This window comes from Thalassotalea sp. G20_0, assembly GCF_017744175.1.
Lineage (GTDB): Bacteria > Pseudomonadota > Gammaproteobacteria > Pseudomonadales > Endozoicomonadaceae > Endozoicomonas.
This window is the reverse complement of sequence record NZ_JAGHQV010000037.1, coordinates 42,126-54,230: the sequence shown is the minus strand read 5'-3', so window position 1 is coordinate 54,230 and position 12,105 is coordinate 42,126. Positions and strand designations below refer to the sequence as shown.

General features: G+C 49.6%; 13 protein-coding genes and 1 rRNA gene. 3 read left to right on the top strand and 11 right to left on the bottom strand.

Annotated elements, in window-relative coordinates; translation table 11 throughout:
- Positions 1-87, top strand: a 5S ribosomal RNA gene (gene rrf / locus J7438_RS18820); the annotation flags it as partial.
- A gap of 299 nt (positions 88-386) precedes the next feature.
- On the opposite strand, the gene J7438_RS18815 is transcribed toward rrf, so the two are convergent.
- Positions 387-932: a hypothetical protein gene (locus J7438_RS18815; RefSeq protein ID WP_209277766.1), complete on the bottom strand. Its 546-nt coding sequence runs from the start codon at positions 930-932 to the stop codon at positions 387-389.
- 78 nt (positions 933-1,010) lie between these two features.
- Here J7438_RS18815 and J7438_RS18810 point away from each other — a divergent pair, with 78 nt between their 5' ends.
- Positions 1,011-1,499 (top strand): GNAT family N-acetyltransferase, encoded by a 489-nt coding sequence (locus J7438_RS18810; RefSeq protein WP_209202938.1) that lies wholly within the window; start codon positions 1,011-1,013, stop codon positions 1,497-1,499.
- Positions 1,500-1,551: 52 nt separating this feature from the next.
- Here the strand turns inward: J7438_RS18810 and J7438_RS18805 are convergent, their stop codons facing one another.
- From J7438_RS18805 to J7438_RS18795, 3 genes are read right to left on the bottom strand one after another with little or no spacing between them, the layout of a single operon-like run.
- Positions 1,552-2,664 (bottom strand): PilT/PilU family type 4a pilus ATPase, encoded by a 1,113-nt coding sequence (locus J7438_RS18805; RefSeq protein WP_209277765.1) that lies wholly within the window; start codon positions 2,662-2,664, stop codon positions 1,552-1,554.
- Positions 2,665-2,710: 46 nt separating this feature from the next.
- Complete coding sequence (locus tag J7438_RS18800; protein ID WP_209202936.1) at positions 2,711-3,196, bottom strand: glutathione peroxidase; 486 nt, start codon at positions 3,194-3,196, stop codon at positions 2,711-2,713.
- Positions 3,138-3,386 (bottom strand): hypothetical protein, encoded by a 249-nt coding sequence (locus J7438_RS18795; RefSeq protein ID WP_209277772.1) that lies wholly within the window; start codon positions 3,384-3,386, stop codon positions 3,138-3,140. The genes J7438_RS18800 and J7438_RS18795 overlap by 59 nt, the downstream gene beginning before the upstream one ends.
- Positions 3,387-3,780: 394 nt before the next feature.
- Between J7438_RS18795 and J7438_RS18790 the strand changes: the two genes are divergently transcribed.
- Positions 3,781-4,524 carry a glutamine amidotransferase-related protein gene (locus tag J7438_RS18790; RefSeq protein WP_209277764.1) on the top strand — a complete coding sequence of 248 codons (744 nt, stop codon included), beginning with the start codon at positions 3,781-3,783 and terminating at the stop codon, positions 4,522-4,524.
- Here the strand turns inward: J7438_RS18790 and J7438_RS18785 are convergent.
- The 7 genes from J7438_RS18785 to J7438_RS18755 all read right to left on the bottom strand — a co-directional run bounded on the left by J7438_RS18785 (position 4,470) and on the right by J7438_RS18755 (position 12,014).
- A complete protein-coding gene (locus J7438_RS18785) occupies positions 4,470-4,820 on the bottom strand; it encodes a cystatin family protein (protein ID WP_209277763.1) in 351 nt (116 codons plus the stop codon). The two genes, J7438_RS18790 and J7438_RS18785, sit on opposite strands and share 55 nt — an antisense overlap.
- A 59-nt stretch (positions 4,821-4,879) precedes the next feature.
- Entirely contained in the window at positions 4,880-5,392 is a 513-nt protein-coding gene (locus J7438_RS18780) for a hypothetical protein (protein ID WP_209277762.1), read from the bottom strand.
- Positions 5,392-7,188, bottom strand: a complete 1,797-nt coding sequence (radD, locus tag J7438_RS18775) for a DNA repair helicase RadD (RefSeq protein ID WP_209277771.1) — start codon at positions 7,186-7,188, stop codon at positions 5,392-5,394. The genes J7438_RS18780 and radD overlap by 1 nt, the downstream gene beginning before the upstream one ends.
- A gap of 7 nt (positions 7,189-7,195) precedes the next feature.
- Positions 7,196-7,564 (bottom strand): glutaredoxin family protein, encoded by a 369-nt coding sequence (locus J7438_RS18770; RefSeq protein WP_209202931.1) that lies wholly within the window; start codon positions 7,562-7,564, stop codon positions 7,196-7,198.
- Positions 7,565-7,733: 169 nt separating this feature from the next.
- Entirely contained in the window at positions 7,734-9,107 is a 1,374-nt protein-coding gene (locus J7438_RS18765; protein ID WP_209277770.1) for a TRAP transporter large permease, read from the bottom strand.
- The gene (locus tag J7438_RS18760; protein WP_209277761.1) at positions 9,107-9,649 is read right to left on the bottom strand and encodes a TRAP transporter small permease subunit; all 543 of its coding nucleotides are present in this window, start codon (positions 9,647-9,649) and stop codon (positions 9,107-9,109) included. The genes J7438_RS18765 and J7438_RS18760 overlap by 1 nt, the downstream gene beginning before the upstream one ends.
- A gap of 244 nt (positions 9,650-9,893) precedes the next feature.
- The gene (locus tag J7438_RS18755; protein WP_209277760.1) at positions 9,894-12,014 is read right to left on the bottom strand and encodes a WD40 repeat domain-containing protein; all 2,121 of its coding nucleotides are present in this window, start codon (positions 12,012-12,014) and stop codon (positions 9,894-9,896) included.
- Positions 12,015-12,105 lie beyond the last annotated feature (91 nt).

Below are 12,105 nucleotides of genomic sequence, written 5' to 3'. Positions count from 1 at the left end.
TGATCCCATCCCGAACTCAGCAGTGAAATGACCGATCGCCGATGGTAGTGTGGGGTCTCCCCATGTGAGAGTAGGTCATCGCCAGGCACCCAACAGAAAAGCCCAGTTGAGCAATCAACTGGGCTTTGTCATTTTCTACCTCGTTATCAGCTGCACTATTGTGCTTAACTGTCGTTATGGGCAGCGGGCTCAAAATGTCTCAAATTAAAAATTTTTCAAAAAAGAGCCGCAAGATAGTAGTCGTAAAAGAGAGATCAAAAAGCGTTTTTAGGAACCACAAAGAACACTAAGCCTTTAATAAAAATACTTTGTGGCCTTTGTGCCCTTTGTGGTTCCAGTGCTTGTGCGACTTTCGTGACAGCCCCGGAAACGAGGCCGAAAGAATATCACTCGGCATCAATTGCCCGAAGAAGGCGACCAAAGTAGCCGCCGGTATCACCACCTGCCCAGCATTCAGCGTTCTCATTTTGGCAGGAGGGTATGTACTCCTGGCACATAGCGCTGGGTGTTGTATATACAGGGCTGATATCCATATCTAAATACCCTTCGGGATGAAAAATGCGTCCTTTGTACTGCCCTTCTTCCATAGCGACAAAGCCTTTTACGTAAATGTCCTCTTCTACGGGGTAAGATGGCATTTCCATGTCATGTGAATAACAGGCAATAAAGCCATTGATGTATCCTTCTTCTACCTGGATTACTGGTATTAGCAAGCCATACAGCCTTATGTTCCCCGTGTTCCATGGTTGAACAGGTTCCGCAAAGCTGAAAAAGCTAATACAGAGCAGGGTTGCAAAGAATATGTTTAAGTGTGTTTTTCCTGTCATGGGTATGATCCTCAATAGTTTGTTCAGAGAATTTGATAGGAAGATCATATCTTTAGTTCCCTGCAAAGGTGATAACAGGACGGTCAGTGGTGCTGACACAATCATGTCGGTTTGCAGTGATTTCCATGGTTATTTCAAATATGCTGCATTCACATAATTTTGTGATGGACAGGCAGTACATTGATGATAAGAACCGCCAAACCAGATGATTGTGCCCAGATAGCGGATATCTACAACACCTATGTTTTGCACAGTACGGTGACTTTTGAAGTTAATCCTGTGACCCCTGAAGAGATCAATCAAAGGTTGAAGAAAGCACACTGTTTTCTGGTCTATGAACAAGATGGTGAGGTGCTCGGCTATGCCTACGCTGCCCATTATCATGCTCGGGCCGCCTATCGTTATACGGCGGAAGGTTCCATATATTTGCGCGATGGTGCTGGTGGACGTGGCATGGGTACCTTGTTGTATCAGGCGTTATTCAGTGCGGCAAAAGCGTTGGGGATTCGGGAAATGATTGGTGTGATTGCCCTGCCCAATCAGCGCAGTGAGGCATTGCATCAGAAACTGGGGTATAGAAAGGTGGGAGTGATGGAACGCTGTGGGGTTAAGTTTGATCAGGTTATTGATACATCCATCTGGCAGCGTTCATTAATAGAAGAGCATGGGTAAGTGGTTGCGCAGCCGATAAATACCTGTTGCACCGTGTTATTCTCAGGCTGCTTCAATCCGTGGAAATGGTCAAGTGTGACAGGGAGTTATCTTCCCCTCCCTGATGACCATGCATCTTTATGAGCAGGCGCATGTTATTGGAGGAGTCAGCATGCTGGATAGCTTGCTGGGCGCTGATTTTTCCAGCCTCAAACAGCTTGAAGATGGATTGGTCAATGGTTTGCATACCCGAGTCTTTGGAGCGCTCCATCAGGTCATGGATTTCATCCACTTTGCCCTTTTTGATGAGATCGGCCAGCGCCGGTGTATTTAACAGGATTTCATGGGAAGGATAGGCTGCCGTGCCATCTTCAGAGCTGAGCAGCTGTTGCCCCAGGATCCCCTGCAAGCTCAGTGATAAATCCAGAAGAACCTCTTCGTGTTGCTCCCGGGGGAAAAAGTGAATGATGCGTTCCAGCGCCTGATAGGCCGTATTGGCATGCAGGGTTGCAATACAGAGGTGACCCGTTTGCACAAATTCAATGGTATGCCTCATCACCTCGGGGGTGCGAATCTCACCAATCACCACCAGGTCGGGTGCCTGACGCAGGGCGTTCGACAGACCTTCTTCATAAGATTGGGTGTCCAGTCCAACTTCTCGCTGGGTGACGATGCATTGCTTATGGCTGTGGATAAATTCAACAGGGTCTTCAATGGTGATGATATGCCCTTTACCCGTAGTGTTGCGATGGTTCACCAGTGATGCCATCGCGGTTGTTTTACCGGCACCAGCAGGCCCGGTAATCAGGATTAAACCTCTCTCCTGAAGAATCAGGTCGCAAAAAACATCCGGCAGGCCAAGCTCCCGGGGGGAAGGAATATCATGGTGAATGCGCCGGATCACCATTCCGGGTTCCCCTCGTTGGAAGAACGCACTGATACGAAAACGACCGGACTCCGGGTTCTGTATCGCGTAATTACTTTCACGGGTCTCACAGAATTCTCTAAAGCGCTCTTCGCCCATCATGGTGGCAAAAATATGGTGGGCCTGCTCGCTGGCCAGCGAAGTCTTGGCTATCGGTACCAATTGGTCATTGATTTTCAAACAGGGGGGGTAGCCGACCGTCAGAAACAGTTCTGAACCGTTACGATCAGCCAGCAGGGAGAGTGCTTTGTTAATATCCACGGTATAAGAGTGTCAGGTTGTTGAGACTCTTAGTTTGTCGGCTCGCTCAGCTCTCTCTTAATGCTTTGCAGATGTCTTCTTCGATATCTTCCGGTTTGGTGGTGGGGGCATAGCGGTCAATGATCTCGCCCTTACGACCGATCAGGAACTTGGTAAAGTTCCATTTTATCTTCTGAGTACCCAGCAGTCCGGGCGCTTCGGATTTTAAATCTTTATAGAGTGGCGCGGCATGATCACCATTCACCTCAATTTTCTCAAACATCGGGAAGGTAACCCCGTAGTTCTTCTGACAGAAAGCACCAATCTCTTCGCTGTCTCCGGGTTCCTGACGACCAAATTGATTGCAGGGGAAGCCCAGGATGACCAGCCCCTGATCCTTGTATTTGTTGTATAGCTCTTCAAGGGTTTGGTATTGGGGAGTGAAGCCACATTTACTGGCAGTATTGACGATTAAAACGACCTTGTTCTCATAGTCAGCGAGTTCTTTCATTTCCCCGCCAAGCAAGGGCATTTTGTACTTCTGTAGTTCCATCGGTAGCGGCTCTTTTTCTGATTAGACCAACGCAGCAGGGTTGCCATCCGAAAGGTGCCTGATAGCCTATATCTTGCTGCATACTTAACACGCAATGTTTCAGCTTATCAATAATGGACAGGATCGGATCAAGAAACAACAAAAAAAAGGCCTGAAATTCAGGCCCTAAAGATGAGGATTTGCGAATCACTGGCATTCGCCAGTTAGTCAGGTCTGAAATTTCGTTCGATGGCAGTCCCTCCATAAGTCAGCGGGTTAAGTGCTTGGGTGGCTCAACAAAGGCTTGGGGAGAGTCAGGTTGAGCCGATATGTAACATCTTTAATCTTAATGATAACGATTCTCATTATAATGTTGGGTGTGTGGATAACGCAAGTTCTGAATGAAAAAAAAATGAATTATTTGTTCAAACTTGTTATGGCCTCGGCGTGAGGGCGACGGATATCAGCCTTGTGAGGCTGTAGAGGCAACCATGGGGTTCTTGTACAGCAGGCTCTGAGAGGTTCCCTTTGGTCTGTATCCTCAATGGGCTTCTGGTCGATATAGACTGTACTAATGCAGAAGACAGGTTTCGGGGAAGCTGGCATTGAACAAGCGACTGGGTATTTTATTATGCGATGAACATCATCCAGACTCTATTAAGCGTTTTGGCACCTTTGATAATGATTACAAAATGATGGTTGACCGGGTGATGCCCGGTCAGTGGCAGTACTCTGTCTGGCGCTGTTATCAAGGCAGCTTTCCATCCTCCGTTGACCAATGTGACGCGTGGATTATCAGTGGCAGCAAGTCTTCTGCTTATGATTCAGAGCCGTGGATTCTGAAACTCAGGCTGTTGATTATCGACCTTGCCAAGAGTGATGCATTGCTGGTGGGCATCTGTTTTGGTCATCAGATTATTCATCAGTCCCTGGGAGGCCGTGTTCGTAAGTTTCCCGGAGGATGGGGGTTAGGTGCTTATCCGGTGAAAGCGCTGTGTGATTTCGGGGGGTTTACGTCCGGTAGCATTATTCGTGTTCTGGCTGTGCACCAGGATCAGGTGGATCAAGTGGCGCCGGGCTTTGCCGTGCTGGCAACCTCGGATTTCTGCGTGAACGCCATTACTCGACGGGGGTCTTCTATCCTGACCTGGCAGGCGCATCCTGAATTTGTCGACGGATTTTTTATGGATGTGTGCGATAGGCTGCGCACCATGGTGGGTGATCGATTAATTGATAAGGCGTTGGGAGCGGTTGGATTGCCTGATGACCGGGCCCGGGCAGGCGAGGCTATCGTTCATTTTCTTGCGGGCAATGGGTTAAACAATTCAAGCAGGGTCAGTTTACCGTAAGGGTCTTGGTAAAGTTCCGCTTGCCACTGTGTACCACTGCTCATTTGAAAAGCAAGCATATAACAGGTACCGAGGATATTCTGGCGTTTTGCTTCTGTTACTTTCAGTACCGAGTCGTTTTGTAAGTCCCTGGCCGCAAATTTTGCCATGTTCAGCATCTCAGGGTTTGGTGGTATTTCCAGCCAGCCGCTGGCGCTCTTTTTACCAGCATATTTATTGCCATACACAGGATTTTCTGTGATGCAGGCAGATAATAAGGTAACCAATAACAGAATAATAACGGGGAGCTTGAACATCGCTATTCAAACCGTGCAGTGCTGTTTACCTGACAAAATTTTAGTTTATCTTTATCGACTCAGCTGGAACTTTTTATTTTTTTCCCGGCTCTCTGGCAGAGCGTATCCAGCAATAACCCACAGTTGCCTTCTGTCACCTGATCCCGTGGGATCATCTCCAGCCAGCCGCTTTTTCCTGCGATTACAATAATATTGTCTTCTACTGTGATCATCTTTACCTGCTTGTAGGGGCGAAAAGCCGGTTTCAGTAATGATGAACGGATGCTGATGCCATTTTCCTCAAGGCACAGAGTGCGGGTTTCCAGGTCAAGGTCCGGCTGGTAATGAAGACCAAAGCGTTTATGCACGGCATACCTGAGGCCGAGATTCAGTATCAGGAAAGTAATTAAGGCAGAGCCAAAGAGTCCGGAAAGCAGAATGTTGCTCAGGCTGTTCCGAAAGACCAGCAGTGGCATCAGTAAACAGGCCAGTGAGGCAACCCAGATCAACAGCGTATGCTTCGGACTGTATTTAATCATCAACTGGTTGATGCGGTTCTGGGTTTTCCCGGTTATGTGATAAGTGACGTGCATCAGAGCGCTTCGGCCTTGCGGTATTTGCCATCGTAGTCGAACAGCTTATCAATGATTTTCCAGTAATGCTTTTCCTTCTGCGCTATCACAAAGTCAGGTTTGCGAAATTTCTTGCGGCTGTGGATAACATTATCCACCGTTGACGCCCTGAATGACTCAGCACGATTAATCAGGGCATGCTTGCCAAAATGATGATAGAACGCACCTTGCTGAGAGGGAGTATCCAGCCTGAAGAACTCATTGACTTCGGCACCATCTTCATCGTGGTAGGTGATCCTGATGCGCTGTTTGCCCTGAGCGTCTTTATCCGCATTCATTTCCATACCAGAACACCGAATCACCAGACAGTTTTTCAGGTTGAGTGCCTCTCGAAGTTTTTTATCCGGGTCAACCAGTCCGTTCTGGCAACTGTGACACTTTCTGGCGGCTATATCGTTTTCAGCACCGCACTGGTCACACTCTTTAAAGCGGTAGCGGAACTCACATTGTTCTTTCACTTCGCTGCCGTTGTCAGCCAAAAACGTTGCAAAGCCCTGACAGCGTCGACCATAGTGTTCAACCAGATCGCCATCGCTATCGACCACTCCCCAGAAATGATTCTCATGGCCACAGGCAGGACAGGGAACCGTGACGGGCACTGCTTTGGAATCCGGTTTGGGTTCGCCCACTTCCGGGCTGTATAAACTGAAGCGGTTGCCCGCGTAATCAATAATCAGGCAGTCTTTTTTGTCCGGTGCCAGGCGCAGCCCACGGCCAGCGATCTGTTGATAAAGGCTGACGGACTCTGTTGGCCGCAGTATGGCGATCAGGTCTACATGGGGGGCATCAAAACCGGTGGTGAGCACTGACACATTCACCAGGAATTTAAGCTGCTGCTGTTTGAACGCGGCAATCAGGCGGTCCCGCTCTTTTGCGGGCGTATCGCCAATAATCAGGGCGCTCTCATCGTCTGGCAGGTAACCCATAATCTCACGGGCATGGTCTACTGTTGAGGCAAACACCATGACACCTTTACGGGTAGCGGCTTCTTTTTTTACCTGATTGATGATTTCCCGGGTGGCCCGGGTTTTTCCTTTCAATAGCTGATTCAGTTCCTGTTCGCCATAACGTCCAAAGCTATCCCGGGATAGTTGGCTGAAGTCGTATAAAACAATGGGGGCATCAACCACCTCGGGTGTCGTGAGATAACCATTATCAACCATGTAAGACAGTGGCAGCTCAAACAGGCACTCTTTGAAAAAGCGAGGCTCTTCAGTTCTGACCGACCCCTTGTTTTCAGCGCTTTGATAATACTGGTACAGCCAGCCCATCCCCAGGCGATAGGGGGTTGCTGTCAGACCGAGAACCTTAAGGTTTGGATTCAGGCGTTTAAAGTGGTCAATGACCTTGTGGTAACTGGAGGTTTTCTCCATGGATACCCGGTGACACTCATCAATAACCAGCAGGGTAAATGCTTTCTGGCCCGGTGCGTTCTGAAACTGTTCAAGATTTCTGACAACACTTTGCACACTGCCAAATATCACCTGTTCAGAGGCTTCTTTCTGGCCAAGTCCGGCACTGAAGATGGAGGCTTGCAATCCATAGCTTTGGTATTTGCCGTGGTTCTGCTCCACCAATTCTTTCACATGGGCCAGAACCAGAACGCGGCCACGGGCAATACGGGCCAGCTCGGAGATAACCAGGCTCTTGCCAGCACCTGTGGGCAGCACCAGCAGGGCCGGGTCATTGGATTTGCGAAAATGCCGTATCACACTGTGAACGGCATCTTTTTGATAGGGGCGGAGCTGGTAGACCATTTCGTGATTAGCCAAAGCTCTTTTGCAGATATTGGATAATATCGCCGGACTCATACATCCAGATATCGTCTTTGCCCGCTTCCTGGATACGTAAGCAGGGTACCTGAACCTTGCCGCCCATCTGTTGCAGCTCATTACGGGCCTGAGTATCGTTCATGGCATCCATGGTCTGGATGTTCAGGCCAAGTATGTGAATGGCCCTGCGGGTTTTGATACAGAAAGGGCAGGCCGTGAACTGGTAGAGCGTCATATTGGCTGTCTGTGCATTCACCCGGGCCTGCTGCTCCGGTGAACGTGCCATCGCTTTCGGGCGGGTCAGCTTATCTGCTGCCGCAATACCGTAGCCTAATACATTACGAATAATTTTTAATAACATAGGTTTGAGTACCAGTGAAAAGTCCCATTGTATCAGTTAAGCCAAAGCCTATGACTGATGACCACGGGGTTTATACGAAATCAAATGCCCGATGTATGATGTGCCACGGATAAGAAATGACAATTATATTTTGTAGTCTAAATGGCAGGTTTGGGTGCCTGCCATCTTTCTAGTTATAAACCTTATCCGGCAGCCACGTTGCCAGTTCTGGCCATATCGCTAGCGCACACAATACCATCAGTTGAATGATGATGAAGGGAATCACCCCTTTGTAGATATCGGCTGTCGCCACTTCTGGCGGTGCAACCCCCCGTAAATAGAAAAGGGCGAAACCGAAAGGTGGCGTCAGGAATGAGGTTTGCAGATTGACTGCAATCATAATCCCCAACCAAACAGGATCCAGCCCCATAGCCAGCAGCACAGGGGCAACCATGGGCACGACGACAAAGGTAATCTCGATAAAATCGAGAATAAAGCCCAGCAGAAACATCACCAGCATGACAATCAGTACGGCAGTGAACACCCCACCGGGCATGGCTTCAAAATAGCTGTGAATCAACTCTTCACCATTGAAGCCACGAAATACCAGGGAAAAAATGGAAGCTCCAATCAAAATCATGAACACCATGCAGGTGACCTGTGTGGTTGAGCGAACCACCTCTCTCAGCGTTTTGATACTGAGTTGTCGGCGCAGAATTGCCAGCAGGATCGCACCAACCGCACCGACACTGGCCGCTTCGGTTGGTGTTGCGGCACCCGCCAGGATCGAGCCCAGAACCGCGACAATTAACACCAGCGGTGGCAACAGGCAGGATAACAGGGAACGATTGCTGCACATGGACGTCAGATCGTCATCAGTCAGTGCCGGTGCAGCATCCGGTTTAACGCGGGCAACTATCACCAGATAGACGACATAACAGAAAACCAGCAGTAAGCCGGGAATGATGGCACCAACAAACAGATCGCCAACAGACACCGTATCCGGTGAGAAGACACCCATCTTTATCTGTGACTGCTGGTAGGCACTGGATAAAACATCCCCCAAAAGAACCAGGGCAATGGACGGGGGAATAATCTGCCCAAGGCTCCCCGTGGCACAGATCGTACCGGTTGCCAGTGCCGGGGAATAGCCCCGACGCAGCATGGTTGGCAGGGATAACAAACCCATGGTGACGACTGTAGCGCCGACAATGCCGGTACTGGCGGCCAGCAGCATGCCAACCACAATCACCGAGAGACCAAGGCCGCCCCGGGTTTTGCCAAACAGGCGGGCCATGCTTTCCAGCAGACTCTCTGCCACTTTGGATTTTTCCAGCATTACGCCCATAAAGACAAACAGTGGAACCGCAATCAGGGTCTGGTTGGTGATAACACCAAACAGCCGACTGGGCAGGGCGTTCATCAGCGAGAAATCAAATACGCCAAACAGTGATCCGGCTCCGGCAAACAGCAAGGCGGTACCTGCCAGGGAAAACGCCACGGGATAACCAGCCAGCAGCACCAGGCAGACGGTGGCAAACATCAGAAAAGGAATGGCGTCCATCATGATCTGTCCTCCTGACGGCTTTCTTTACCGGTAAGGATCATGAGAGAACGCATCAGTTCGGCTACACCCTGAAGCACAAGGGTAACCACCATCACCAGGAGCAGGCTTTTCAGCAGATAGATAAAAGGCAGCCCTCCGGGATCCTGGGACTGTTCCAGAATGTGCCAGGAACGTGCGATGTAATCCCAGCTCATTACACCAATAAACAAACAGACCGGTATCAACAGGAAAACGGTGCCCAGACTGTTGACCAGTGCCTGCTTCCCCGGGCTCATGGTTCGATAGAAGACATCAACCCGGACATGGCCATTGTGCTTGAGTGTGTAGGCGCTGGCACCCAGAAAAACCATGGAGTGCAGATACATGGCCGATTCCTGCATGGCGATAGAACCGATGTTGAGCAAGTAGCGCAAAACCACCACGGTACAGACGACGAATACCAGCAGTAATGTCAGCCAGCTGATTAATCTTCCGGTGTGTTCTGTGAATTGGTCGATGGCGGCTACCACCGACCTGGCATGTTTCCAGGCGGGATTCATACTGTCTTTCCCCCGGCAGCCAGAGCATTCGATGCTGGCCGCTTGTTATTATCATTATTTTTCAGTGTTCCATTACCAGGCCCTGAAAGGGTCATTTTGGTGTTTGATTGAAAAAGTGCAGTAAACAGAACACGTTAAGCGAGGCCATTATAGGCTTTCCCATGAGGGTTGAGCAATTTCACTATCTCTCACGACCGCTCATGATCTTTCTTGATGGAAACGGGCGCAGTGGCCCGAAATATCGCTATGGACTGAATTCAACGTGCATAGTGTCGTCCATGCCAGCTGCGACAAGACGCCAGATTTCCACGGTGTAATTGCCACTTACGGTCACCACCTGCCGGCTATCAGCACTGAAGTCGGCATTTTGAACCGGGTCGGCATGCAGCAGAACGGTCTTCTTCTCCCAGTCGCCTTCGGGATTCCGGCCCAGGATGATTGCAGTGCCATCCGCGCTTGCGGTCACTAAAAGGCTGGCATTGGCGTTGAAGCGTGCGGAGTTGATCGGGCCGTTATGGGTGACAGTGGCTCTTGGTCCCCAATTGCCATGCTCATCGCGACCGTAGATTTCTGCCTCATATTCGGTATTCACGTTCTTTTCGTAGCAACAGAAAGAGACAATATGACGGCTATCAGCACTGAAACTGGCCTCAATTTTTGGCAATTCCGAGTCATGGACATGTTTAGGGCTAATGGTGGCTTTTTTTATCCAGCTCGCGGCTCCGTCATAACCGTATATGCAGCAGCAGGCACCATAATCCGGCATGGTGACTGCCACATGGCTGCTGTCGGGACTGAAAAAAGCTTTTTTCATTTTTTGCTGCAAGAGAATAGATTTCTTTAGCCAGTTGCCGTGTTCGTCATAGCTGAGGATGTCCAGGCTACGAAGATCTTCGGTAGCCATCACATGGCAGCTATCGGGGCTGAATTGGGGGGATAGGTCAGGATGATTGTCTTCAAAAATGGGAATATGGGGAGTTTTCCCTGTCCAGTTGTCGATGCCGTCATGAGTGAAAATGGTTAGGGTTTTGCTCCTGGTTCCGGGTTTTTGGTTGACGGTAATGACATGGCGACCGTCGGGGCTGGCTGTAGCATGCATGATCCTGTAGTCATCGTTATCGAGTCTGATGCTCTCCATCGTGTTGCCATCTTTTCTGTTCAGGCGAAGGATTTTTGCCATCTCTCCGGAACTGAACATCAGTAACGGGTTGCCATTAGGGCTAAACCTGACGAGTTTGGCACTGGGGTCGCCAATGGTTTCTGATATCCAGCCACCCTCCTCATTCTGACTGAGGATTTTTGCGCACGGGCCTGGGGTCCAGGGGGACAATGGACGGGCCAGTACCTGGCTGCCATCGGAGTTGAAGCAGGCCTTCCAGCACATGCCATCAGACATGTCCGCTGTTAACGTCCAGTGACCAGTGTCGTTCCAGCTGTGGATTTTGATACTGCCATCACCACAGGTAATGACTGCCTGATGACCATCGTAACTCAGGTCAGCTGATATGATCCTGTCTTCATGGACCAGAGTGAGTTGCTCTGTGCAGCTGTGATCGGGGTTGTATGCAAAGATTTTTGCAGTATGGCCGTCATCCCAGGTCAATACATGACGGCCATGGGCGATGAAGCTGGTCATGAGGGGGGTTGAAGCCGGTTCTTCGGGGTTGCGCCAGTAGTGATAGCTGAAACCAGCTTGTTCATCCCATTGGCCGTTACCTGTGCAGCCAAGGATTGTCGCGGTATTGCTGCTTTTGAAGATCACTAAATGGTTGCCGTGGGTGCTAAAGCTGACGCCATTGACTTTCGGCTTTTCAACAATGCGCTTTTCCAGAACCGGTTCGAATTGTTGACAGCCAGCCATGAGTTGACCCACCTTGTAAAACAGGGCATGGGGGAAGTATTTATCTTTTCGTGTTTCACAGGTTTTAAGAACGTCACCTGTTGTTTGCTCTGGAAGGAATTGGCTGAGGAGTTCATCGGCTGCTGTTGCATTCGTGGTAAATTGTTCCAGCCAGTTCTGCAGGTCATGATTACTGATGTCCCGGGCAATCTCTTTGAACTGGTTTTGCTGGTGTTCTGCCAATGCTGCAAACCACCTTCTGGCCAGCAGATGTTCACTGGTGATTACCTGATTAAAAAACTTACACGTTTTTGCGATGGCGAGTATATCCCGTGAAGATAAGCAGCCCAGCAGCTTGAGTATGGGAATCCGTGGTATTTTCAGAAATGAACTCTGGTCTTTGTCGGTAACAATCGACATACCGCTGCTGCTCCACACACAACGGGACGCCTCAGGTGTTACTCCGGCACAGTCCGGACTGCTGCCATAACTGCCGTTGTTGTTCTCGTTAATGGGAAATGCCATGGTTAATTGCCCTCGCCTGGTGATTGCCGATCAGTTACCTTGGATGGAAAAGTTGGTCAAAAGTTCAAGGTATTTGGAATGATCGTTTAGA

Bases quoted from the DNA above. Each gene is read 5' to 3' on its own strand.
- J7438_RS18815 (WP_209277766.1), bottom strand. From the start codon at position 932: ATGATTGTGTCAGCACCACTGACCGTCCTGTTATCACCTTTGCAGGGA.
- J7438_RS18810 (WP_209202938.1), top strand. From the start codon at position 1,011: ATGATAAGAACCGCCAAACCAGATGATTGTGCCCAGATAGCGGATATC.
- J7438_RS18800 (WP_209202936.1), bottom strand. From the start codon at position 3,196: ATGGAACTACAGAAGTACAAAATGCCCTTGCTTGGCGGGGAAATGAAA.
- J7438_RS18785 (WP_209277763.1), bottom strand. From the start codon at position 4,820: ATGTTCAAGCTCCCCGTTATTATTCTGTTATTGGTTACCTTATTATCT.
- J7438_RS18780 (WP_209277762.1), bottom strand. From the start codon at position 5,392: ATGCACGTCACTTATCACATAACCGGGAAAACCCAGAACCGCATCAAC.
- radD (WP_209277771.1), bottom strand. From the start codon at position 7,188: ATGGTCTACCAGCTCCGCCCCTATCAAAAAGATGCCGTTCACAGTGTG.
- J7438_RS18770 (WP_209202931.1), bottom strand. From the start codon at position 7,564: ATGTTATTAAAAATTATTCGTAATGTATTAGGCTACGGTATTGCGGCA.
- J7438_RS18765 (WP_209277770.1), bottom strand. From the start codon at position 9,107: ATGGACGCCATTCCTTTTCTGATGTTTGCCACCGTCTGCCTGGTGCTG.
- J7438_RS18760 (WP_209277761.1), bottom strand. From the start codon at position 9,649: ATGAATCCCGCCTGGAAACATGCCAGGTCGGTGGTAGCCGCCATCGAC.
- J7438_RS18755 (WP_209277760.1), bottom strand. From the start codon at position 12,014: ATGGCATTTCCCATTAACGAGAACAACAACGGCAGTTATGGCAGCAGT.